14 protein-coding genes are annotated in these 26,611 nt (G+C 42.0%); 4 read left to right on the top strand and 10 right to left on the bottom strand.

Annotated elements, in window-relative coordinates; translation table 11 throughout:
* Positions 1 to 3,876: an ATP-dependent RNA helicase HrpA gene (gene hrpA / locus PQR79_RS00920; protein ID WP_238105570.1), complete on the top strand. Its 3,876-nt coding sequence runs from the start codon at positions 1 to 3 to the stop codon at positions 3,874 to 3,876.
* A gap of 593 nt (positions 3,877 to 4,469) precedes the next feature.
* On the opposite strand, the gene PQR79_RS00925 is transcribed toward hrpA, so the two are convergent.
* From PQR79_RS00925 to ackA, 3 genes are all read right to left on the bottom strand, one after another.
* Positions 4,470 to 4,922, bottom strand: coding sequence for a hypothetical protein (locus PQR79_RS00925; protein WP_303648137.1), 453 nt, complete (start codon positions 4,920 to 4,922; stop codon positions 4,470 to 4,472).
* 652 nt (positions 4,923 to 5,574) lie between these two features.
* Positions 5,575 to 7,722 (bottom strand): phosphate acetyltransferase, encoded by a 2,148-nt coding sequence (gene pta, locus PQR79_RS00930; protein WP_238105561.1) that lies wholly within the window; start codon positions 7,720 to 7,722, stop codon positions 5,575 to 5,577.
* A 53-nt stretch (positions 7,723 to 7,775) separates the two neighbouring features.
* Positions 7,776 to 8,978 carry an acetate kinase gene (ackA, locus tag PQR79_RS00935; RefSeq protein WP_238105552.1) on the bottom strand — a complete coding sequence of 401 codons (1,203 nt, stop codon included), beginning with the start codon at positions 8,976 to 8,978 and terminating at the stop codon, positions 7,776 to 7,778.
* Between the two features lie 227 nt (positions 8,979 to 9,205).
* On the opposite strand from ackA, the gene yfbV reads away from it, so the two are divergent.
* Positions 9,206 to 9,643, top strand: a complete 438-nt coding sequence (gene yfbV / locus PQR79_RS00940) for a terminus macrodomain insulation protein YfbV (protein ID WP_372940608.1) — start codon at positions 9,206 to 9,208, stop codon at positions 9,641 to 9,643.
* A gap of 53 nt (positions 9,644 to 9,696) precedes the next feature.
* Here the strand turns inward: yfbV and pflA are convergent, their stop codons facing one another.
* From pflA to cysK, 6 genes are all read right to left on the bottom strand, one after another.
* Positions 9,697 to 10,434, bottom strand: a complete 738-nt coding sequence (pflA, locus tag PQR79_RS00945) for a pyruvate formate lyase 1-activating protein (protein ID WP_238105540.1) — start codon at positions 10,432 to 10,434, stop codon at positions 9,697 to 9,699.
* A 79-nt stretch (positions 10,435 to 10,513) separates the two neighbouring features.
* Positions 10,514 to 12,796 carry a formate C-acetyltransferase gene (pflB, locus tag PQR79_RS00950; RefSeq protein WP_238105538.1) on the bottom strand — a complete coding sequence of 761 codons (2,283 nt, stop codon included), beginning with the start codon at positions 12,794 to 12,796 and terminating at the stop codon, positions 10,514 to 10,516.
* A gap of 383 nt (positions 12,797 to 13,179) precedes the next feature.
* Complete coding sequence (locus tag PQR79_RS00955; RefSeq protein WP_238105530.1) at positions 13,180 to 14,712, bottom strand: DUF3360 family protein; 1,533 nt, start codon at positions 14,710 to 14,712, stop codon at positions 13,180 to 13,182.
* 895 nt (positions 14,713 to 15,607) lie between these two features.
* A complete protein-coding gene (locus tag PQR79_RS00960) occupies positions 15,608 to 16,504 on the bottom strand; it encodes a LysR substrate-binding domain-containing protein (RefSeq protein WP_238105528.1) in 897 nt (298 codons plus the stop codon).
* A gap of 202 nt (positions 16,505 to 16,706) precedes the next feature.
* Entirely contained in the window at positions 16,707 to 19,547 is a 2,841-nt protein-coding gene (locus PQR79_RS00965; protein WP_238105512.1) for a TonB-dependent receptor domain-containing protein, read from the bottom strand.
* Between the two features lie 743 nt (positions 19,548 to 20,290).
* Positions 20,291 to 21,256, bottom strand: coding sequence for a cysteine synthase A (gene cysK, locus PQR79_RS00970; RefSeq protein ID WP_238105504.1), 966 nt, complete (start codon positions 21,254 to 21,256; stop codon positions 20,291 to 20,293).
* A 388-nt stretch (positions 21,257 to 21,644) separates the two neighbouring features.
* Here cysK and PQR79_RS00975 point away from each other — a divergent pair, with 388 nt between their 5' ends.
* Positions 21,645 to 22,766 carry a beta-ketoacyl-ACP synthase III gene (locus tag PQR79_RS00975; protein WP_238105483.1) on the top strand — a complete coding sequence of 374 codons (1,122 nt, stop codon included), beginning with the start codon at positions 21,645 to 21,647 and terminating at the stop codon, positions 22,764 to 22,766.
* Between the two features lie 37 nt (positions 22,767 to 22,803).
* A complete protein-coding gene (locus tag PQR79_RS00980; protein WP_238106157.1) occupies positions 22,804 to 24,033 on the top strand; it encodes a response regulator in 1,230 nt (409 codons plus the stop codon).
* Positions 24,034 to 24,097: 64 nt separating this feature from the next.
* Here the strand turns inward: PQR79_RS00980 and PQR79_RS00985 are convergent, their stop codons facing one another.
* Positions 24,098 to 26,443, bottom strand: a complete 2,346-nt coding sequence (locus PQR79_RS00985) for a carbohydrate binding family 9 domain-containing protein (RefSeq protein ID WP_238105474.1) — start codon at positions 26,441 to 26,443, stop codon at positions 24,098 to 24,100.
* Positions 26,444 to 26,611 lie beyond the last annotated feature (168 nt).

Raw genomic sequence — 26,611 nt, forward strand, 5'->3', positions numbered from 1 at the left:
TTGAATTCGGACCTTCACCCGCTATCTAAGGCGTATCTTAATCTTTGTTATCAAACCGATGCTGCTAAAATCCGTCGTCGATTATTTCGTATTAATAAAGAAGCCGAGTCTGAAAAAAAATCTCAAACGTTAGCGCAACTCACCGAAGAGGCAAAAAAAGCCTATGCCAAAGCGCAACAACGTTTGCAATCAAGGCCTGTCGTAAGCTACCCAGACGAACTTCCGGTATCGCAAAAGCGCGAAGACATCGCTTCAGCCATTGCCAATAATCAAGTTGTGATTGTGGCCGGTGAAACGGGCTCAGGTAAAACCACTCAGTTACCTAAAATTTGCTTAGAGTTAGGCCTAGGAACACGCGGCCTTATTGGGCATACTCAACCGCGCCGTTTAGCCGCCAGAAGTGTTGCCAATCGCGTCGCTGATGAGCTTAACAGCCCACTGGGTGAAGTGGTTGGTTTTAAAGTGCGCTTTGCCGATGCCATTAGTGACAATAGCTACATCAAGCTGATGACCGATGGTATTTTGCTGGCAGAATTAACATCAGATCGTTTTTTAAATCAATACGACGCCATCATTATCGATGAAGCCCATGAGCGAAGCCTTAACATTGATTTTATCTTGGGGTATTTAAAGCAAGTACTCAAAAAACGCCCAGATTTAAAAGTCATTATCACTTCGGCAACTATCGATGTTGAGCGTTTTTCTAAGCATTTTAATCATGCGCCTGTCATTGAAGTCTCAGGCCGTACGTATCCTGTTGAAACTCGATACCGACCACTTGTACGAGATAACGACGCCGACCTTGATGTCAGCGACGGTATTTTTGCCGCGGTAGATGAGTTAATCGCTGAAGGCCCAGGCGATATTTTGATCTTTATGAACGGTGAGCGCGAAATTCGTGACACCGCAGAGTTACTGCGTAAACAACAGTACCGCGACACAGAAATTTTACCTTTGTATGCGCGCCTGTCGTATGGCGAACAGTCTAAAGTGTTTAAAAGCCATATTGGCAGGCGGATTGTGTTGGCCACCAACGTGGCAGAAACCTCATTAACCGTGCCAGGTATTCGTTATGTGATTGACCCAGGTACTGCACGCATTAGTCGTTATAGTTACCGCACTAAAGTACAACGCTTACCCATTGAGCCAATATCGCAAGCCAGCGCCAATCAGCGTCAGGGGCGTTGTGGTCGTGTTGGCCCGGGGATTTGTATTCGTCTTTACGATGAAATGGACTTTATTCAGCGTCCTGAATTTACCGATCCTGAAATTTTGCGTACCAATCTCGCTTCGGTTATTTTGCAAATGTTGGCAATTGGCTTAGGCGATATTGCTGGTTTTCCATTTATTCAGCCACCCGATCAAAAACACATTCGTGATGGTTTTTTATTGCTTGAAGAACTGCAAGCCGTTAAAAAACACCGCAATGACCTAGTGTTAACGCCTCTGGGTAAAGATTTAGCCAAAATCCCACTCGACCCACGATTAGCCCGTATGGTCATCGAAGCCAATAAGCTAGGCTGTTTACATGAAGCGTTAGTGATTACTTCAGGCTTGTCGATTCAAGATCCACGTGAGCGCCCCATTGATAAAAAGCAAGCTGCCGACGAGTGTCATCGCCGCTATGCCGATAAAGACTCAGACTTTGTTAGTTGGGTAAAACTGTGGGATCACGTTAAAGATCAAAAACATGAATTGTCTGCGAGCCAATTTAGAAAACAATGTCGCGACGAGTTTTTAGCCTATTTACGTGTGCGTGAATGGCAAGATTTATACACCCAAGTTAAACAAGCAGTACACGAGCTTAAATGGCGCGTGAGCGACAATGCCGCCAGTTATGAGCAATTACACAAAGCCTTATTGTCAGGCTTGCTCAGCCATATTGGCTTTAAAGGTGAAAACAACGAGTATTTAGGTGCCCGTAATCGTAAGTTCTTTGTGTTTCCTGGTTCGCCGTTAGCCAAAAAAGGCCCTAAATGGATTATGGCCGCCGAGTTGACTGAAACATCACGTTTGTTCGCCCGTTGTTGCGCCAAAATAGAGCCAGAATGGTTGGAGTCTCTGGCCTCGCATTTGGTGAAAAAGAATTATGTAGAACCGCACTTTGAAGCCAAAGCAGGCAGTGTTATTGCACTTGAAAACCAGGTGTTATACGGCTTAACCATCGTTAATCGCCGCCGCGTGCAATATGGGCCAATTGATGCTGTCGAGGCGCGTGAGATCTTTATTCGTAGTGCATTAGCAGAAGGGCAGTTACAAACCAAAGAGGCCTTTTTTGTTAATAACCAAACATTGCTTAACGATATTGAATCGTTAGAGCATAAGTCGCGTCGTCGCGACATTTTGGTAGACGAACAAGTGCTGGTGGATTTTTACGAACCGCTGATCCCTGCCGGTATTTACAATGCACCCTTGTTTTTTGCTTGGTGGAAAAAAGCCCGTCAACTCACTCCTGACTTATTAGATTACAGTCAGGCTCTGTTGATGCAACGCAGTGCTGATCATATTTCGGCGTTGGACTTTCCTGAAGTGTGGCACAAAGCTAATTTGGCATTAAAAGTCAGTTACCATTTTGAGCCTGGCAATGTTGATGATGGCGTGTCGGTGCACATTCCTGTGGCGCTGATAAACCAAATTGACGATAGTGATTTTGATTGGTTAGTGCCAGGACTGCGTGAAGAAAAGCTTGTGGCTTTAATTAAGTCGCTTCCCAAAAACTTGCGGCGTAATTTTGTGCCCGCACCAGATTATGCCCGTGCTTGTTATCAAGCGATGAAACCATTTGAACTGCCTATGATTGAGTCCATGTGCAAGCAATTGCTGCGCATGAGTGGCGTGCGGATTTCAGTTGATGACTTTGATTTAACCCAAATCACTGAACATCTTAAAATGAATTTTAAGATTGAAGATGATAAGGGCCGCCTTGTGGCGCAAGGGCGAGATTTAGAAACACTAAAAGGGCAGTTGCAAGGCGTAGTGGCAAAAGCTATCCGTAAGGTGGCTGATAAAGGCATTGAACAGGAGGCCATTACCCGTTGGACCTTTGGTGACTTGCCCGTGCAGTACCAGCAACGTAAAGGCAACTACGAAGTTAAAGCTTATCCGGCCCTAATCGACAACAAAACTGATGTGTCGATTAAACTGTTTGATGATGAGCATGAAGCTAAGCGTCATCACCGAGTGGGCTTACGCCGGTTATTGCTAATCAATATTCCGTCGCCCGTTAAGCATTTGCAGCAAGCGTTACCTAATAAAGCCAAATTGGCGATGTACTTTAATCCGTTCGGGCAAGTACACATTTTGATCGAAGACATTATCAATGCGGCTGTACAGCAGTTACTTGATCAAAAGCAATTAGATATCCGTAATGAGGCTCAATTTGAGCAAGCCAAAGATTGGGTTCGCCAAGAGCTTAACCCAACCGCGGAACACATAGCCTTAAATGTTGAGCAGGTGTTGACCATTTACCAGCGGATTAAAAAACGCTTAAAAGGTAAAATCAGTTTAGACATTGCCTTTGCAATGAGTGACATTCAAACCCAGTTAGACAGCCTCGTTTACAAAGGGTTTGTTGAAGACTGTGGTTGGCAACGCCTCGCTGATGTTGCACGCTACCTTAAAGCGATAGAAAACCGCCTAGAGAAATTACCGGTTGATCCTACTCGTGACCGCTTACATATGCACAGTATCAGTAAAGTGCAGGATGCACTGACGGCACAACTGGCAAAAGTGCCTCGCTCTCAACCTGTACCGCAACAATTGGTTGAGGCGAGGTGGATGATTGAAGAATATCGAGTGTCATGCTTTGCTCAGGTGTTGGGCACTGCGTACCCGATTTCAGAGAAGCGGATCCTTAATCATATTAATCAAGTCTAGCTTAGTGCCGCTGACATTCGTTCAGTAAATAGGCCTTTTAGTTGCTGCACTGCCAATAACACATCGATGTCCGCATAGATGTGTTATTTTTTTTGAAAGTCTTTCATTATTTCTAACGTAAAACAGTGTTTTCTACCATTTTTGACTTAAAAAGCGTACAAAACTGAAAGTTTTTTGTAATTCGCTGTTTGAAACCGAAGGGACTATTGCTATACTCGCCAGCAGAAGAACGTGATTGGAACTCTTCTCTGTGTAAGGTAAATGTCATCCCTCACATCGATATTGTGTATTGAGAGGTACATAAGTTGATGAATAAAATAAGACAGGCCTTCTCCCCCCCTACGACCTAGAAATACTGGAGTGATTATGGAAGTTCATGAATACGAAAATGCTTATTACCAAGTAAAAGATGACGTGTTAGAGTCTTTACCTTCTGACGAAGAATAAGATGTTTGAACGAGCATATTAATGCCATGGTATACGTGCCAACACATTAAATACTCCGCGACACAGCAATAAAAATAGCAGCCTAGGCTGCTATTTTTATTGCTTATTTTCTAATTAATTTTATTGGTTAACTTGTCATATTAACATTAACCTTCAATTCTGCCTTTTTCGGGTAGGATTTCAACAATCACCCAAGAGTTACCTTTTTTGTGTAAACGGATTGTGCGATCGTCTATCCACTCTCGGCCGCCTTTTAATCCTTCCATTTTTACCACAACGGTAACATCGTCAGTAAATTTACGGAAAAAGTCGATATCAATTTCATCAATCGACATCGTAACTTGTTTCATCGATAAGCCGAGCACATGACGCTGCACAGCTGAAGCGATATGATAATGATCCATCACCTCTGCGATATCAGCGGCGACAAACTGTTTGGCTTTTTGTACATCTTTGTCGATGTAAATGGCTTGAAAAAATCCAAGTGATACTTGCTCAGGGGTGAGTTTAGGTTGACCATTTTCAGCCGACTGCTCACACCCACTGAGAAACATTAATAACAGTAGGGCAATTAATTTAATTGGGTTTATTTTTAACATAAGCTTATGACAACTCAGTATTTTAACTTTTGTATTTTAACCTAGTATTGCTATTTATCATGGCTCTGACAAGGTCGGTAATCGTTTTATTCTCTTGAATGAATAAAACTTAGTCATCGTTGACTGTACATCATTGGCGTGAGGCTAAGTTAACCATCTTTAATACTAACAACATACAAATCACTGTCGTATTTGTGTAATTAAAACACAGCTTAGTTATATTTTGCGCAGTTAATCACTATTTTAAAGGGTTACAGGCTGATTTACTTGACGATTCAAACAACGCATGTCATACATAACTATATTAGTTAATTAGATCATATTTGATCGCAGTGTTGATGCACTAAAATTAACAATTATTGTGGATGCTTATCGTTGTAGTTTTATAACGAATATAGGCGTCATAAAAGTTAATGTTATCCACAGAAACTGTGGACAAGTTTGTTGATGACTGTGAGTTGTTTGCGTAACTCACTGTAAACGTTTTTGTTTTTTTTGCGGTTAAAAAGTGCCTCTTCTGTAGTTCTCCGTCATTTTCTTCACTAACCCCGTAAAATCCGCAATACGTTCTAAATTGTCACTGATAGAAAAAAGCACTGATATTGAATCAGTGCTTTTTTGTTGGTGCGATTTACCCCTAGGGAATGAATCGTTACTTGTTGCTGTTTTGCGATGCCTGAATAGCCGTTAACGCTATGGTATAAACAATATCATCAACCAATGCGCCACGAGACAAGTCATTAACTGGCTTACGCATACCTTGAAGCATTGGGCCAATACTGATTAAATCAGCACTACGTTGTACCGCTTTGTATGTGGTGTTACCCGTGTTTAAGTCTGGGAATACAAATACTGTTGCTTTACCTGCTACTGGGCTATTAGGCGCCTTAGACTGAGCAACGTTTGGCATGACAGCTGCGTCGTATTGTAATGGGCCATCGATAACTAAATCTGGGCGTTTTTCTTTAGCAATACGTGTCGCTTCACGGACTTTGTCCACGTCAGATCCCGTACCTGAATTACCCGTTGAGTAACTGATCATTGCTACGCGTGGCTCAATACCAAAGGCCTTTGCTGATTCTGCAGACTGAATAGCAATATCGGCAAGTTGTTCAGCGTTAGGATCAGGGTTAATGGCACAGTCACCGTAAACTAATACTTGATCAGGCATTAACATAAAGAAGATTGACGATACTAGGCTCGAACCCGGTGCCGTTTTAATTAACTGCAATGGTGGACGAATTGTATGGGCTGTCGTGTTGACCGCACCAGACACAATGCCGTCAACTTCATTTTCTGACAACATCATGGTACCTAATACCATGTTGTCTTCAAGTTGTTCACGCGCTACGACTTCAGTTAAGCCTTTACTGCGACGAAGCTCAAGCATAGGTTCGACGTATTTTTCGCGTACCGATTCTGGTTCAATAATCTCAATGCCATCACCAAGCACAACATCTTGTTGTGAAGCAACACGCAAGATTTCTTCGCGGTTACCGAGAAGCACACAACGAGCAATACCGCGCTCAGCACAAATGGCCGCCGCTTTAACTGTTCTTGGTTCTTCACCTTCAGGCAGTACGATGGTTTTACGAGCAGCTCGGGCAAGTTCAGTCAACTTATAACGGAATGCTGGTGGTGACAAGCGGTGTTCACGAGGCGAATCTTGAGTCACACTCTCAATCCATGTTTGATCAATGTGGCTGGCAACATATTCTTGTACACGTTCAATACGCACAGCATCATCAACAGGCACTTCATGATCAAAACGTTGAATATTCAGCGATGTTTGCCAAGTGTTAGAGTCAATTAAAAACACTGGCAAGCCTGTTTCAAAGGCCTGTTCACATAATCTCATGACTTCTGGTTCTGGCTGATACCCTCCAGTAAGGAGAAGTGCACCTATTTTGACGCCATTCATTGCGGCAAGGCATGCTGATACGATGACATCTGAGCGATCGCCAGAGGTGACCAGTAACGAATTGGCTTTAAAGTGCATTAGCATGTTTGGAATGCTGCGAGCACAGAATGTCACTCGGCGCATACGACGGGTGTGCATTTCACCTGCGTTGATGATTTTGGCATTTAAATGCTTAGCTAAATCAGATGCTCTTGGTGAAATGAGCTCTAAATTGTAAGGCACGCTACCTAAAATACGCAGTGGGCTTTTTCCCGGTAACTGGAACATGCCAGAACTGTCAACGGCTTGGGTTTGTTGATCGTCAAACACTTCAGATAAATCTGGACGCGTACGACCTTCATCATCCACAGGTGCACCAATTTTATTGATGATGGCACCAATAAGACGTTTGTTCTTTTGACCACCCCATGAATTGTACGCAATCTCTAGACGGTTCATTAAGGCATTTGGGGTATCGTTACCCGGTGTAGCTATAAAGATAACGTCAGCATCAAGTGCTTTAGCTATTTCATAGTTAATGTCGTCGGCAAACGGGTGGCTGCGCGTTGGCACTAAACCTTCAACCACTAAGGTTTCTGTGTTGCTGGCACATTCAGCTGCACGAGCAATAATTTGCTCCATTAATACATCTAATTGCTCTGAACGAATTAATGCTTCAGCGTGAGCCATGCTAAACGGCTCCAATGGGTTTACCGTTGGCGATGTACTTAAAATAGTGGTTGAGCGCTCAGGACCATTATCGCCAGGACGAATTTGGGCGATAGGTTTAAAAAATTGCACTTTAACGCCTTTGCGTTCGAGTGCACGAACCATACCTAAACTTAACGATGTTAATCCCACTCCAATACCAATGGGAATAAGCATAATATTACGAGACATGATGACCTCTTAAATTTGTGTTAATCATGTGAATTAATCAAAAAGTAAGTGTCTTACTTTGCTGCCACTAATTTCATTGCGTCTTCTGCAATAACCCATTCTTCATTGGTTGGGATAACCATTGCGACAGTACTACCAGGTTTTGTGATCACGCCTTCTTGGCCAAAACGTGCGGCTTTGTTTAAGGTGTTATCAACTTCAAAGTTAAAGATCTCAAGAAGATTAAGAACTTTTTCACGAATAAGATCTGAGTTTTCACCAATACCGCCAGTAAAGATTACAGCGTCTAAACGTCCTAATGGTACAGTGTAAGAGGCGATATATTTAGCCAGTCTGTAGCAGAAAATGTCTAATGCTAATGTGGCGCCTTTATGACCATCTTGATAGCCTTCTTCAATGCCGCGACAGTCATTAGTTAATTCAGAAATACCCAATAAACCACTTTGTTTGTTTAGCAGGTTATTCACTTCATCAAGGGTGTAACCAAGTTGCTTCACTAAATGGAAAATGATTGATGGATCTAAATCACCACAACGTGTACCCATGACTAAGCCTTCTAACGGGGTTAAGCCCATTGAAGTATCAACGCTTTTGCCACCTTTAATAGCCGTAACAGATGCACCGTTACCAAGGTGAGCACAAATGACGTTAGTGTCGGCTAATTCTTTGCCTAATACTTTGGCTGCTTCACGGCTTACAAATAAATGGCTAGTACCGTGCATGCCATAACGACGAATACCATGCTCACGATATAATTTGTAAGGTAGGGCATAAACGTAGGCTTTTTCTGGCATAGACTGATGGAAAGCAGTATCAAACACAGCAACTTGCGGTAATGTTGGGAATGATGCAATCGCAGCGCGAATACCAATTAAATGAGCTGGGTTATGCAAAGGTGCTAATGAAGCACAATCTTCAATGCCTTGAATGACTTCAGGTGTAATGATCACAGAGCGAGTGAACTTTTCGCCGCCATGTACGATACGGTGGCCAATGGCTTTAATTTGAGCCGCTAGCTGTGGTTGAGCACCTAAGATGTTATTTACAATAAACTCGACTGCTTCACGGTGCGCGGTAAATGCGCCAAGTTTGGCTTCATTTTTGCCGCCATTGAATTTCCATTTAATGCGAGAATCTTCTAAACCAAAACATTCCGCAAGACCTGAAATTTGTTCATCGCCTGTTTGAGCATCAATGATGGCAAATTTTAATGATGAACTACCGCAGTTGAGTACGAGTACTAATTTGTCTGACATGTTAACGCCTTCTAAGTCAATGAAACTAAATTAAATTGTAAAAAGTCCATTTCGGTTAAGGTTTATATTCACTCATAAACATTACACTTGGTTAAACCGGTTGAACTGAACCGCTATAAATGAAACGCTGTATATAGCGGTTAATTCAGCAGTGTATTTTGGTCGATACACTGTATTATGTTATTGTTAAACCCATGTACTAGGTCGTTTAGGTACCCATATTGAACATGAATTTGCTTACTTTATTTGCTGATGGTCGTCGTTATATGAAGACCTGGCCAATGGTGCGACAACTGGGGTTATATTTCCCTGAATACCGTGTTGTCAAAGCCACGCAATTAGCCATTATTGTGATGCCCATTTTGGGTTTGGTTGCCGCAGCAAGTCAGCTTTATGTATTGGGCTGGGACTATTTACCGCAAGCTATCACTGTGTTGTTATTTTTTATCAGCTTACCCATTCAAGGTTTGCTGTGGCTTGGTTGGCGAGCTCGCCACCCTTTGCCATTGTCATTATTCGATTGGGGCAACCAACTCAGTTCGACTTTGACTGAAATGGGTATTGCTTGCCAACCTCTAGGCGCCAGAGCTTGTTATTTAGACATGGCCGCCATTTTAAAATTGGCCTTTGAACGTTTAGACCGAAGTTACTGGGATGAATTATAATTCATCTTGTACTTAAACGGTCGCTAATTTAGCGTTAAAGGCCGTGATCAGGTTTAGTATGTTGCTTTTATGCCCCGTTCTAAAAACACTTGTTGCAGTTGCTGCATGGTTTCTGAACTTGGTGCTTGAACGTTCGCCAATGCGTAGTCTTCACCAAAGGCTTGCCACTTGTGTTCACCAAGGGCGTGATAGGGCAGTAATTCAACTTTTTCGACATTTTGCATCGGTTTTATAAAGTCTGCTAATGCAATTGCTGACTCAACATCTTCGGTATAGCCCGCCACAACAACATAACGGATCCAAGTGCGTACTCCTTTTTTAGCGAGGTATTGAGCAAATTGCAGGGTGCGCTGATTACTGACTTTAGTTAAGTCGATGTGTTTTGCATCATCCATTTGCTTGATATCAAGTAACACAAGATCGGTATTGTCGAGTAGTTCATCAATAACAGGTTCGTATTTACGTACAAAGCCATTGGTGTCTAAGCAAGTGTGGATACCTTGGCTTTTACACGCTTTGAACAGTTCACTGACAAATTGTGCTTGCAGTATGGCTTCACCACCGCTGGCTGTAATACCGCCGCCACTGGCTTCCAGAAAAGGTTGGTAAGAACTCACTTGGCTCATAATGTCGTCAACAGACATTAATTTGCCGCCATCTAGATCCCATGTATCACGGTTATGGCAATATTGACAGCGCATTAAGCACCCTTGCATAAACGCGATATAGCGGATGCCTGGCCCATCGACTGTGCCAAATGATTCCACTGAATGAATACGACCTAGCGTCATTGAAGTTCCTTACTATGTTAATAAAAAAAAGGCTGTATCAAGAATGGTTATTCTTAGATACAGCCAATTTTAGCAGAGACTACAGACCTTTAGTGAAAGTACGTGTGATAACGTCTTGCTGTTGCTCAGGTGTCAGTGCATTAAAGCGTACTGCGTAACCTGATACACGGATGGTTAATTGTGGATATTTGTCTGGATTCACAATTGCATCTTCTAGCATTTCACGGTTCATCACGTTCACGTTTAAGTGCTGGCCACCTTCACGGTTTGGTTTACTTAGGAAGTAACCGTCCATGAGTGACGCTAAGTTAGCACGACGACCTGTGTCATCTTTACCTAGTGCATTTGGCACAATTGAGAAGGTATAAGAAATACCGTCTTGTGCGTGAGCAAATGGCAGTTTAGCTACTGAAGTGAGTGATGCGATTGCACCGTTTTCATCACGACCATGCATTGGGTTTGCACCTGGAGCAAATGGCGCGCCTGAACGACGACCGTCTGGTGTATTACCTGTTTTCTTACCATAAACCACGTTAGAGGTAATGGTTAAGATTGACTGAGTCGGTACGGCGTTGCGATACATTTTCTTATCGCGAATTTTTGCCATAAAGCGTTCAACTAAGTCGCAAGCAATGTCATCAACACGTGGGTCGTTATTACCAAATTTTGGATAATCGCCTTCAATGTCAAAATCAACTGCAATGCCGTCTTCATCACGGACAGGCTTCACTTTAGCAAATTTAATAGCAGATAATGAATCCGCAGCAATTGATAAGCCAGCAATACCACAAGCCATAGTACGGCGAACGTCACGGTCATGCAGTGCCATTAGTGCTGATTCGTAAGAATACTTGTCATGCATAAAGTGGATTGCATTAAGTGCTGTGACATATTGAGTTGCTAACCAATCCATTAAGCCGTCTAAACGGGACATTACGTCATCAAACTCAAGTACGTCAGCGGTAATTGCGTCTGCTTTTGGTGCGATTTGTGTTTTCAGTTTTTCGTCAACACCGCCATTGATAGCATAAAGCATGGTTTTGGCTAAGTTGGCACGAGCACCGAAGAACTGCATGTGTTTGCCCACAACCATAGGGCTTACACAACAGGCGATAGCATAATCGTCAGACTCAAAGTCATTACGCATTAGGTCGTCGTTTTCATACTGAATAGAGCTGGTATCAATTGATACTTTTGCACAGTAGTTTTTAAACGCTTGTGGTAACTGAGTTGACCATAATACTGTGATGTTTGGCTCTGGGCTTGCACCCATGTTGTATAACGTATGTAAGTAACGGAAGCTTGATTTAGTCACCAATGTACGACCATCAATACCCATACCGGCCATTGATTCTGTTGCCCAGATTGGGTCGCCAGAGAATAACTCATCGTATTCAGGGGTACGTAAGAAACGAACCATACGAAGTTTCATGACGAAATGGTCAACCATTTCTTGTGCTTGTTCTTCAGTGATTAAACCATTTTTAAGATCACGTTCGATGAAGATATCGATGAACGTTGAAGTACGGCCTAAAGACATTGCCGCGCCGTTTTGACTTTTCACTGCAGCTAGGTAGCCAAAGTAAGTCCATTGGATAGCTTCTTTAGCGGTTTTAGCCGGTACAGAAATATCGCAACCATATTTAGCTGCCATGGTTTTCATTTGTGCTAATGCGCGATGTTGTTCAGCAATTTCTTCACGTAATTGGATGACGCTTGATAAGTCATCACCTGCTTCCATTTGTGCTTGAAGCGAAGAGAATTGGTTAAACTTATCTTTCATTAGGTAGTCGATACCGTATAACGCGATACGACGATAGTCACCAATAATACGGCCACGACCGTAAGCATCAGGTAAACCAGTTAATACACCTGATTTACGACAAGCCATAATTTCTGGAGTGTAAACATCAAATACGCCCTGGTTATGAGTTTTGCGTAATTCTGAATAGGTGTATTGAATGTCTTTATCAAGTTCACGCCCATAAGCTTGGCAAGAACCTTCAACCATGCGAATACCACCGTTAGGTAACATTGCACGCTTTAATGGTGCGTCAGTTTGTAAACCAACGATTGTTTCAAGATCTTTGTTGATGTAACCCGCATCGTGAGAAGTAATGGTTGACACTAAGTCTGTGTCAAAATCGACAGGAGCGTGAGTTTGGTTTTCTAACTTGATACCTTCCATCACTTTATCCCATAAAGATAAAGTGGCAACGGTAGCACCTGCTAAAAATGATTCGTCACCCTCATAAGGCGTGTAGTTCTTTTGGATAAAGTCACGCACGTTTACTTCTGTTTTCCAATCGCCTGCTACGAAACCTTCCCACGCGTTGGCAAATAGTTCGGTTTTATCTGTCATTTACTTAACCCTCTGGTTGATTAACTACGGCTAGGATGCGAGTAAAATTGCTTGCCTATCCGTTGAGTGTTTGCATTCTTGTCTAGGGACATTCGCTAGACTGAGTCGTTTACCGCTTCTGCGACATTCTTGGCAACTTGTGTACCTAACTCACTTAATGACGCTTCAGATGTAGTAACCGGCTAATGGTTTAAATTGGTAAGACCATTTATCCATATATTAATAATAGCACAAGACTTTGGTATTTTCGGCACAATTCGTTAATCGATTGGCAAAAGTGTTAACTGCATAGCATATCTTTTTGTTCTTAGGTGTAAGTCAATATCAAAAAAAAGCGAAACCGGTGAGTTTCGCTTTTTTTACGATTTTATAACATTGGCCCGTTATAGCAGCGCTGGAATGCCTTCAATCATCCCAACGGCGAGCATAGCCGCTAAACAAATCACAAAGGCAAGACCCGGAATAACAATACGATCAGCAAATGATAATGTCTTAGGACGCTCTTTATCACCAATCAAACCATTATTATCAAGTAGCATGGTTAAAGCCCACGCCAGTACAGGGTTTGCAACAAATGCCGCAAAAATACAGATGCCAGCAGCTTGTGAGCTTGTGGTGTCTTTTACCATTTGTAAGCCTGCTTCAAGTAAAGGTAAAAATACCCCTACAAGCAATGCGATAGACATGACCGGACGCCATACCGTGATATCCATTGGATATCCCACAATCGCAACAATAATACATAAACTACCCAGTAAAATGGCTCCGGCTGGAATAGGGCGCTTAGCGATGGCCGCAGGGATCATGTATGTTCCCCAAGATGAAGTGATGTTACCACCACCCACGGCAGTGCCGACCATCTGTCTGATTGAACATGTGGTCATGGTGTCATCCACATCCATTAAGACTTTTTCTGCGCCTTTAGGGTAGTTCAACTCTTGGAAAATACGATGACCTAAAAAGTCCGGTGACCACATTGCTACAGCTAAAATGGCAAACGGTAATGAAGCAATAAAATGTGCCATATCTGGTAAGCCTAATTGCCAACCTTGCTCAGTTGAGCCCCACCAATAAACTGGGTTTAAGTTAGGAATGCCAGGGGCTGTAGTGAACTGCAGGTCAAGCCCTGCGCCTAAACCGAAAGACAGTGCAATTGCGGCAATTGAACATAACGGAATCGCTAACCAGCGTTTACCAAATTTAGCTAATGCAGCGTAAATCACCACGTTAATCACTAAAATAATAAAGGCAACATAGCCCAAAGAGTAATCTAAGGCATGCTTAGCTTGCAGTCCGCCAGCCCAATCAAATAATGAGCCAATTTGGCTTTTTGCGCCCATAAATCCCAGGAACACTAATAAGCCACCTGCAACTCCGCTACTGGTTAGGTTGACCAGTTTTGAGCCACCTTTAAAGTAACTTAACAGTAAACCAAATATACCAATTAAGATTGCAAGCGCTAATGGGTGAGCACCGGCAAGCGCAATGGTACCAATTAACGGGATCATTGGGCCATGGTTGCCACCCAAGTTCGCCCTAGGGTTAATTAAGCCTGAACTGATAATACAAAATAGTAATGCGGGGATAAGCATTTCAACACGAACAATTTGAATCGCAAACTCAGCGCCTAGATTTACATGCTCCCATTTTTCACTGAGACCTGCAGCCCATGCAGCCATCACCGCCGAGTACATCACTGTAATACCGATGGTACCAGCAATGGCGGGGACTAAGTCTTCCCACTCAAAACGAAAATCTCGTCCAGGAAGGTTAAGACCCCAGCGTCTTGGCTTCATGATTTTGAGTTCGTTTTCAAGGTAGGCATCGCGGGTTTCAAATTCACTCGCAGGGCGGTGAAGTTCGCTATAGCTTGCTTCTTTTTTAGGTGTTTCTGAATTGCTGACTGTTTCTGACATATTTCTCATTCTCCGAAAAGAACAGGTTATTTCATCAATTGATGAAGTTGAGTGTGTTCCATTGAGTGATGGCGGTGCCCATTAGGTCAGCTAGCCAATGAGCCCTATGAGCTCGGGTCACTATATCTATTCACGGTGATATTTTGTTCAAATTTACCGCAAAGATGTCCATTTATCGGCTTACTCTTCTTGGTAAGACCAATTTACCTAGCGAATTTTAGCATAGGGGATGCGTGTCATCACTTGGTATCGATAAAGTTGATGCTTTGATTGCTCGAACTGCGAGCTGGTTAACAAGTTGGCAGCAAAATACGATCAAGAATACGATGTCAAAACACCTTAAATTCATCAAATTGGGGTACTAAAATAGAGAGTATCAATTTTTTTGATAGTCCATAGTAATAAAGAGTATATGCAACGATTGATATTTGGGTGGGTGTGTTGGCTATTTTTTAAGATAACGATCTTGGTAATCATTGTTTTTAGCAAATAATCGTTTTTGCAAATTTCGGTATTGCACAACTGAAACACTCAACATGACACCATAACGCTCGTGATTGATGGTAATAACAATCCGCATTAATAAGTGACCAGGCAGAATGTGTTCAACGGCGTTTGATTAAGGCATGGCTATACCGTCATGGTCGTCCCCTTTCAAATAGCGCTAACGCAGAGCAAAAGCGGCTAGGGTATGCCTTTGTGGCGTGTCTTTAAAGGGCGGAGACTGTAGCGGTGTACGGGGTGGACTCATTGAGGTTTAACAGTAGAAAGAGCGTGCGAGATAATGATTATCGAGATGATTATTAATAAGATAGCTTTTGTCGATGAGCTATCTGTTACGCATTGACGGACTTATCTATGGGCTCTTATCGGAGCCCATAGAGGAAAGAAAAGATTATAAAATGTTACGAGCGACTCGTTTTGCTTCAGATATTAAGCAGTCTCTTAGCGGGTTTTCACCAGTGTCGTGACGCCAAATAAACGATAAGTTTCGATTTAAGTTCAGTTCTGGTGTGCTTAACATGACTAGCTCACCGCTCGCGATGTCTTTTTCGACATCAAAATAGGGCAGACAACTTAAATAGACACCATTTTTCACTAAGGCTTTTAATAATCCCACTTGTTCATATTCTTTCCACACGTTGAGTTTGCCCATCAAACCATGAATAGCGGCATCAAAAATACGTCTGGTACCTGCGCCCGGTTCTCGTAGCACCCATTTAGCTTGTTCTAACTGGGATATGCTGGTTTGTTTACTTAACGCAAAAGGGTGGTGAGGTGACGCTATCACCACAAGGCGGTCATCAACCCAGGGTTCTTGGTGCAAGCGGCTATCATCAATTCGTCCTTCAATGACCCCAATATCAAATTGATAATCGAGCACTTCTTTTGCAACATGATCACTATTTTCAACGGCAATTTCTATCCTAAGCTCAGGGAAGTCATTATCGATTTTGCTGATAAGACTGGGTAATAAGTGTTCAGCTGCCGTTTGGCTTGAACATAATTTTACGGTGCCACTGATAATATGTTGTTGATGAAGTCCTAATGCAATTTGTTGTGCATCTTGAAGTAATTTTTGTGCTTTAGGCCGTAGCCATTGGCCCCAGTGACTGACAATAAGTCGGTTACCTTGACGAATGAACAATGGTCGCCCGAGTAAATGTTCTAGCTGGCTTAATGACATGCTGACCGCAGATTGGCTCATGGATAACTTTTTTGCAGCCGCACTGACACTTTCTAAGCTGGCTACAGCATCGAAAACTGCAATTTGTTTAAGTGTATAGTGCATAAGTTACCTATTGATAAATCAGTTTTTAAGTGGTTATGTTCGACTATTTTTATGACAAGGTATAGTCGCGATTACTGGTTTTGTGGCGCAGTTAGCAGTAATTTACCTCAACTCAAGATATGGACACGTTTTAATGGCCTGATAAATAAAAAACGGCATCCGAAGATGCCGTTTGCTTACTATTAATTAAAACAACTCACGATTAAAATTGATAAGTTGCTGTAGTGTGGAAGTAACGACCTACGTTGTCATAAGCTGAACTTGCAGCTTCAGTACCTGTAGTACCGTAAGGTAAATCCCGGTTAAATATGTTGTCGATACCAAATTTCAGCGTAACGCCTGAGTCGAAGGTGTAGGCTACAGATGCATCACTAATATAGTAATCACCGTATGCCATTGCGCTGCTTGGGTTTGCGTTATTGTCTAACGTGTAGTTAGTGTATAAATCTACGGCTTGAATATAACGTGTTCTCCAAGAGTAATCCCAGTTATCAAGTGCAAAGGTGATACTCCAATTGGCTTGCCACTCAGCATAGCCTGCAGTGCCAGCTAACTCCTCATATGTGTCTGGCTCATCTTGGAAAGAGTAGTCATCACGTTTTAGCAAGTGTGTGGCAATTAAGTTGGTGCGAACATCGCCCTCAAATGCTTCGAAGGTGTAGCTGATATCAAAGTCGATACCCGCGGCTTCAAGTGCAGCGATGTTTAAGGCAAACTGTCTAATTTGAGTGACTTCACCTGTGGTTGAATCACGAGTAATTAAACTGCAGTACTGGTTATTTACGCCATTTGTTGAATCAACACAGCGGTCAAGAATGTCTTGAGCTCCTACAGCGCTAATGGCATTCTCGATTTCAATGTTCCAGTAGTCAGTTGTAATTGATAAACCATCAATAAAGCTTGGCTGATAGACCACACCGATTGTGTAACTTTTTGATTCTTCCTCTTCTAATTCTTCATTACCGCCGCTTAACCCTTCAAGGGTTTTGTCGTCGTAATCTGAGTCAAAGCTGCTTGAAACACCTAGCGCCGAACAGTTAGCTTCGCGAATTGATGAGTCACTTAAATCGCTTAAGTTAGACGTACGGCATGGGTCGTCAACACTGAAGAACGTTTGACTTGCTGCGCCATAAAGTTCACTGATGTTAGGGGCTCGGATAGCTTCAGCATACGTGGTACGAACACGAATTTCATCATCGACTTCCCAGCTTAAACCGGCTTTCCAAGTTGTTGCATTACCAATGGTGCTGTAGTCTGCAAAACGAACTGCTAAGTCAAGGTCTAACTGGCGAACCATGGGTAAATCGGCAAGTAACGGTAGAGTGATTTCAGCAAAAATTTCGCTAACGTCAAATTCACCTTTGTCTTCACCTAATACGTTAAAGAAAGTTCCTTCTGCATTGTCTGGTTCAAAAATTTCACTTTCTTCTTTACGGTACTCAACACCCGTTGAAAAACCAACATAACCCGCTGGAAGCTCAAACAAACCTGAGTTTGTCATGGTGCCACCTAGTACTGTTTGTTTAATAACAGAGGTACCCGTCGACGTAGTATTGATATAATCAATGGCTTCTTGGCTTGGTGCGCCGTAACCAAAAATATCAACCGCGACACAGCCTTCAGCTCTTGCGGCTTCGTCACGACAAACTGCTTCACCATCAACTAAAATTGAATCTAGTGCATTTTCATAGTTACTGAAAACAAGGTTGTTACTGTTAATACGTTCTAGGTCGGTTTGACCGTAAACGGCATACACGTCGTAATCCCAATCTTCAAAAACAACACCTTCAAAACCCAAGACATAACGTTGTGTTTCGCGAGTATCATCTTCAACACGCACTCCTAGGTCTGTCATAAAGCGGCGTATATTAATACTATCAACGTCATTGGCTTCCATGAGTGACACAAGCTCAGAGCTGATAAATGCGTTATCGATGCTGACATCATTGGTTGGATCAGCAAAGAAAAATGCTGGTTGACCTTCGTCTTTAGACTGACTATTAGCGTATTTAGCTTCAAAATACACGTTATGGTCATCGTTTAGTTGGTAGTTTGTTTTGAAGTTAACGTTATAACGTTCAAATTCTGGCTGTAAAATCACAAACTGGTTTAAGTTAGTGAAATCACAATCAGAACAGCGAATGCCATCAACGTTCTCGCCTAAATACACATCTTTCATTGAGCCGTCGGCATTAAAGGTTTTCCAACCGTCTAAATAAAATGTACCCGCGTTGCTAATACTGTAATGGCCTGCATTAGGGGTTAAGATTTTATCTGGATCTGCAGGATCGTTATTATCAACAGTACGGTCTGTGTTAGTTAGGCTTGCAAAAGAGGTTGATGTTTGGTCTCTATCAAATGCATTAAGCTGCTCTTGTGAGCTGTATTCAACGGCAAAAGCAACGTTACCGTCACCTTGAGCAAAATCTTTACCATAAGAAATAGAGAATCGATCTTTGTTAAAATTACTATCGTCAGCCCAGCCTTTGGTCGCAGAAACATCTAAACCAGTAACATTTTTCTTTAAGATAAAGTTAACCACACCGGTTACCGCATCCGCACCATAAATAGCAGATGCACCACCGGTAATCACTTCAACTTTGTCAATCCATACACTTGGGATTGTATTAACGTCAACAGACGATGTACCCGCAGAGCTTGATACATGGCGTTTACCGTTAACTAATACTAAGGTTCTGGCTGTACCCATACTTCTTAAATCAAGTAAGTTAAGACCAGAAGTACCGATTGAATTACCTGAGTTAGCCAGTGAGAAGGTGCTGCCTAAGGCGGGTAATTGGTTTAGCGCTTCACCAATGTTAGTCACACCTGTAGATAATAATTCGTCACCACTAATCACGGTCACAGGTGTTGGCGCAATGGCTCCTTCACGAATAATACGTGAACCCGTTACTGAAATACGTTCAACATTTGATTCAACTGCTTCTTCAGCAAAAGTGTTGATTGATGTGGTGGCCGATAAGGCGACACCACTTATTAACGCAACGCGCACCGCATTGGCTAATTTTGAATTAACTTGCATTTTATCACTCCCAGAAATGTTTTTTATTATGGTCTACATGTCGTCAATATTTAGCGTGCTGTATTGACGTAACATTACACGAGCATGTGTATAACCATAAAGTGCATAAAAAACAACAGGGGGATTTTTGATTTACAACCAATTCAGTATTAACGCAAGTTATTATTTATGTTCACAAATAAAGAACAACTGTACAGCTTTAATGCAAATTTTTCAGCGCTACGATTTACAAAAGCTGAATTTGTTAATTATGTGTTTATAATGGAGCAAGTTAAGGTGTTTACTGGCATTGTATTAAATATACAATGTTATTTTATTGTGTTTTTTATATTGGTTTTCTTATGATGAAAAATATTAAAGATGTGATTTAATTTGATATAAATCACCATTTGTTATTTATTTAAATGAAAACCATTATTTATAAGTAAATTAAAATAATGGACAAAAAGTATATTTGTAGTCATGTTGTTTTGAATTTTTATTTATTAAAAATGATTATTTAGTTGCATGCCTAACCCGGTTTGGTGGTGGTTTTAATCAGCTGTGTCACGGATGCTGGAGGTAGAGCAACTATGCCTACAATACTATTACTTGCCTAGAAGACACAGAACTCCCGCTGAATGACCAGATAATGAGTGGAATGGGCATGATAGGGTGGGGAAACGCCTTGGATAAAAAATGCCAGCAACATTGCTGGCATTTGATTGTTGACCCAATATAGATTTACATCAGGTCGGTATTACTTATTGTACGTTTTCACTGTCACCGAATTCACCCGCAAACAACGCAGAAGATAAATAACGTTCTGCAGCAGATGGCAATACAACAACGATGGTTTTGTCAGCAAACTCAGGTAATGCAGCGATACGATTAGCCGCGACAACAGCTGCACCAGAAGAAATACCCACTAAGATACCTTCTTCTTTCATTAAACGACGTGCCATTTCAATTGACTCTTCGTTACTCACAGCTTCAACACGGTCGATAATTGACAAATCTAAGTTACCAGGAATAAAGCCTGCACCAATACCTTGGATTTTATGTGGACCGGGCTGAATAGGCTGTCCAGCTAACGCTTGGGCAATAACCGGTGAATCTACAGGCTCAACGGCGACAGAGGTAATGGTTTTACCTTGTGCTTTTAAGTAACGGCTCACACCTGTCAATGTACCACCAGTACCTACACCAGCAACAAATACATCAACTTCACCGTCGGTATCGTTCCAAATTTCTGGACCGGTAGTTTTTTCGTGTATTTCTGGGTTAGCAGGGTTACTGAATTGGCCTAGTACTAAATACTTTTCTGGTGCTGACTGGCGAATTTCTTCTGCTTTATCAATTGCACCTTTCATGCCTTTAGCGCCTTCAGTCAGTACTAAGTTAGCACCTAATGCTTTAAGCAGTTTACGACGCTCTAAACTCATGGTGTTTGGCATCGTTAGGGTTAGCTTGTAACCACGAGCTGCAGCAACATAAGCAAGCGCAATACCAGTGTTACCTGATGTTGGTTCAATCAGTTCGATATCTTTAGTTAACAAACCTTTCTTTTCGGCATCCCAAATCATGTTAGCGCCAATACGACACTTAACACTGAAACTGGGGTTACGAGCTTCAACTTTTGCTAACACATTACCGTTACTAACACGGTTTAAACGAACGAGTGGGGTATTACCTAAAGTGTATGAATTATCTTCGAAAATTTTGCTCATGGATTATTTGCTCCTATGGTTGCATTGTCTAATCATAATCGGCTGCACAATATTTAGAAGTGAAAGTTTGTTCTTCTTTATTCCTTTTAGTTATTAGCGATAATGCTGTTATACTAAAATGACGGTTTTAGGGGGCAAAATCGACGTTTAGGGTAAATAAACGCCTGTTGATGGTCTGACCATTATGCAAATTTAATTTAGTATGACGAAAACAAAATATAAAATACTAGAATAGCTGCAATAAGTTAATTCGCTCAACTGAGATGCGATAAGACTGATTTTGAGGGTGATGAGTGTAATGAAGGTCATCATGTTTAACTCAGGTCATGGGAACGTCTTTTCGTTGATGAGCATTAACTCACTCACTTACTAATAATGGTAGAGCAAAATGAATAAAGTTGTGATTTCAGGTAGCGGTTTATATACCCCACCTTATAGTGTGTCTAACGATGAATTAGTGACCTGTTATAACAGTTACGTAGATCAATTTAACCAACAGCATGCCGCCGATATTGAAGCGGGTAATACTGCTGCTTTAGCCTACTCATCAAGTGAGTTTATTGAAAAGGCTTCGGGCATTAAAAGTCGCTATGTCATGGTTAAAGAGGGTATTTTAGACACCGACGTGATGATGCCATTAATTGCCGATAAGCCGTCTGAAGCGTTATCAATGCAAGCCGAAATGGGTATTGCCGCGGCAACACAAGCGTTAGCGCAAGCTAACCTTGCCGCTGAAGATATTGATTTAGTCATTGTAGCGTGTGCTTATACCCAAAGAGCTTACCCAGCCATTGCGATTGAAATTCAACAAGCCATGGGGACCAAAGGTTTTGCTTACGACATGTTAGTGGCTTGTTCGTCTGCCACTTTTGCGATTGTCAACGCCGTTAATGCTATCCGAGGTGGAACCGCCAATCGTGTATTAGTGATTAACCCAGAATTAACTTCACCACAAATTAATTTCCGCGATCGCGATAGCCACTTTATTTTTGGTGATGTGGCTACTGCCGTTGTGGTTGAGCGTGCAGAGCTTTCAACCTCAGAACACGCGTTTAGCGTGTTGTCGACACGTTGTGTCACTGACTACTCAAGCAATATCCGCAGCAACTTTGGTTTTGTTAATCGTTGTGATCCCGCGCAAGCAAACAGTGCCGATAAATTGTTTCATCAACAAGGCCGTAAAGTGTTTAAAGAGTTACTGCCAATGATTTACCAACATTTAGATGCTCAATTTACTGATGAGCAGATAAAACCTGATGAATTTAAGCGTTTATGGTTGCACCAAGCCAATATAAACATGAATTTGTTTGTAGTGAAGAAGCTTCTTGGTGATAATGTTGAACCCTCACAAGCTCCTATCGTTCTTGATGAGTATGCGAATACAGCATCTGCAGGATCCGTGATTGCATTCCATAAATACAACCAAGACTTCAAAACCGGTGACTTAGGTTTACTGTGTTCATTTGGGGCAGGATATTCGATAGGTAGTATCGTTTTAGAGAAGTGTTAAGTGGCCGCGTTAGGCCACCGTAATTAAGGTGAATATGTTGCGTATATTGATTGTTGAAGACAGTACAACCGTATCTAAAATCTTAAAACATTTGATTATGCAAGAACTTGGCTACCAGGTCGATGTTGCTCCAGATATGTCCAGTGCTTTGGCTTTGTTGGAGCAACACCAATATTTTGTTGTGGTTGCAGACTTAAACTTACCCGATGCTTCAAATGGTGACATAGTGCGTCTGGTGTTATCGTCATACAAGACACCGTGTATTGTACTGACCAGTAATTTAGACGCTAACCAGCGCCGCGAAATTCTTAAGCTCGGTATTGTTGATTATATCCCGAAAGATAACCGATACAGCTATCAGTATGTCGTTAAGCTAATCGATAGATTGTATCGTAATCAGTACGTTAAAGTGTTAGTGGCCGATGATTCTGTGGTGAGCCGTAAGTTTGTGCGTATGCTACTTGAGCATCATTTATTCCAAGTCATTGAAGCCCATGATGGCGAAGAAGCACTCGCGATATTAGCACGCGAGCCAGATATTCAGCTGCTGATCACCGATTACAATATGCCAAACATCGATGGCGTTGAGTTAATCTTGCGAATACGCGAAAGCTATAATCGTGAAGACATCGCCATTATTGGTTTATCTAATGATAATGACGAGAGTTTGTCTGCAAAATTTATTAAAAACGGTGCCGATGATTTCTTGCAAAAACCGTTTGTGCATGAGGAGTTTCATTGTCGGGTGCTTAACACATTAGACTCGCTCGACATGATGCGTAACTTGTGGGCTAAAGCTAACCGAGACTATTTAACCAAAGCCTATACACGGCGTTACTTCTTCACTGAGCACAATGCTAAAGAGGGGGAGTTAGGGACCTTGTCTGTGGCATTAATTGATTTAGATTTTTTCAAAAAAATTAATGATACCCATGGCCATGATGTGGGCGACCAAGTGTTAATTGAGTTTGCCCAGCGACTCGAAAAAGCGTTTGGCGCTAATTTTACCGTTGCCCGCTTTGGCGGCGAAGAGTTTGTCGTGGCGTTTAAGGGATTAGACAGCACTAAAACCAGTACCTTAATGAACAAATTTCGGGACCAATGTGAAGCTAACCCTATTAGTACCACCGCAGGTGATTTATCGGTGTCGTTTAGTTGTGGCGTTGCGACCAGACATAATGAGTCGTTAGATCACACATTACACCGTGCAGACGAATTACTCTATCAGGCTAAAGGGGCGGGACGTAATCAGGTGATGAGCCAATAAAGCTGGCGCTATGACAATATCATGCCGTTGAATGTAACCATCAACGGCATTTTTATTGCTTGATTTATAACAACCACGCGTAACTCATTTTCATAAAAAAGGTTTTGTCATTTTGAGTCAGCGAATCTACGTCATCATTTGCAATAAAAGCATCTGAGTAACCAAGGTAAAATACACTTTGCGGGTTTAATTTATAACCATAAAGCAACTCATTACCTAAGTCTTCATAGAGGTGGTTTGGGCTTTGGTATAAATACAGGCTAGGGTCACGTTTAATGCGAGTGTAGACGCTGCTTAACCGAATAAAACTATTAAGTGTCAGTTGCCAATTTAATCTTAAATCACTGAGGTTTGCCGTAAGTAAGCGGCCATCGTCTACATCTAATGTTTGATAACGGTGTGAGATATCAAGCACTAACGATTCTGTAATTTTCCACTCAACACCAGGGTTAAACATATTGACCGAAGCTGGTCGGTTATTGGCATAATCAATGTCATCGCCAAAGTAGGAGTCCAGTTCTAACTTGAGTGAACCTATTGGCGTAAAATGAGTGTAAAACCAGCCTAAGGTTTCTTCAAACATGGTGGTGTTATCGTTAATGGCAATATTGCTTGGATCATGGCGTCTGCCAACTCTCTCGCGCGCTATAATCCCTGCAGCAATGTAACTTTGCAAACCGCCTTCAAACTCAATGAACATTTCTGTTTCTTGTTCTAGACGTTCATGATTTTGACTATGGGTAATATCCCAATCTCCGCCTAATTCTATTCGGTTAAAGAAATGGTTATCGGGATACCAGTTATAACCACCGCCAACCACAAATTTGGCTAAATCCACTTTATCAATAAAACCTAAATCGGCTCTAAAATCGCGGCCAATCGATTCATATTTGCTCGACACATACCAATTTCGGCGTTGATGTTCATAAGCGATATTGTACATACCGTCATTAAACTCACCGTCTTTATGGGTGCGCAAAACCCGTTCATTAATCGCGCATTCGCTAATATCACAATCACCGATAATTTGAGCGCAATCATCGCGGCCACAAAATTGATTAAAAAACTCATCAGGATACTGGGTGACAGAATGAGCGTATTGCGCTGTAAAGGTATCTTGTTTGGTCGGCTGATATTTAATGTCGCCGCTGACGAGGTAGTTATGATAATCATCGGCTTGCTTTAAGGTTAACAAACCGCCAACAGAAAATTGCTTACTGGGGTCAAAGCGGTACCGACTTGCCACGTTATGACTTGGATCATCTATCACCGCAATGTCTGAACTTAAATTGCCTGGTACCAAAAATTGACTTTGAATATCATTGGCGGCTAACACTGCAAAGGTATGGTCATCGGTTTTACTGGTGAGCTTTATGCCATAATCGGGCGAGCCAATATTACGGGTATGGAGTAAATCTAATTGGGTATCAAAATAGTCTTTGTTGTCTAAAAAGAAGGCGCGTTTTTCAGGAAAAAAGAGGGCAAAGGTATTGTTAACATCTAATTGGCCAGCATCGGCTTCGACCTGAGAGAAATCTGGGTTAATGGTGGCATTTAATAAGGTGGTTGGTGTTATCCCCCAACGTAAATCTAAACCAGCTTCTACGTTGGTATCATCTGTCCATGGCCCTGTAGGCGAAACATCACGTTGACTATTTTGGTTGGCAACCAGTGAGGGGGTCAGTTGCAAGTCTTTACCTTGAGTAGCGCCAGCAAGGCCTGAGGCAGTGCCGAGCTGGCAAAGCTGGCATGACACATTGCGATCAATTTGATGAGTCGACAAGCGATGTGTTTCGTTTCTTGGATAAAAACGCACTAGCTCGATTCCCCATGTTTGTACAGGGTGACGATCATCAAAGTTAAATAAACGCAGGGGCAACTGTATTTCAACTTGATAGCCCTGCTCGGTTATTTTACCCTTGCTATACCAAATACCATCCCAGGCATCACTTTCTTGGCCTGTGAGTTCATTTTCAATCGAATCGCTCTGTACCCCGTAGGCATTGATAAAAAACTGATAAGCCAAACGGGCATTGTTAAAGGTATCGAGCTTAATGCCCACCATATCGTCGCCCCATGCATTATCTCGATCTCTTAGGTTGGCGCGGATGTTGTCTGGTGTAGGGTCATGGGCAATAAAGGCAAAATACAAGCTGGTGTTCGAGGCAAACACTTTGGCATACGTATTAACAGGGGCAGCGGTATTTTCTGCGGGCGAGGTTTCATATTGCAGCATCACTTGCGCAGCCTGTTGCCAGGCGGCCTCATTAATGTCGCCATCAACGTCAATCTCTTCATTAACGGTAGGAATGTCTAGATGAAATTGTTGACTTGAACCAGCATGAACGTATGGAGACAATAGGTAAGTTAAAAGGCTTATAGCAAATAGCGCACGAAAAGAGTTAATCACAATTATGGTTTCTCGTTATTGTTATTTTGTGTATTGTCGCAAAAAATAGTGCATATGGCAGGTCTGACTTGTAAATAAAGTATCAATGAATTGTTACGGGTTGTGTTGTTGCTGATGAGTTTTTGCGATAAAAAAGCCCGCTCAATTGAGCAGGCCAGTGATGATTAC

Origin of the sequence: Shewanella metallivivens (assembly GCF_028750675.1) — a bacterium.
GTDB classification, from domain to species: Bacteria; Pseudomonadota; Gammaproteobacteria; order Enterobacterales; family Shewanellaceae; genus Shewanella; species Shewanella metallivivens.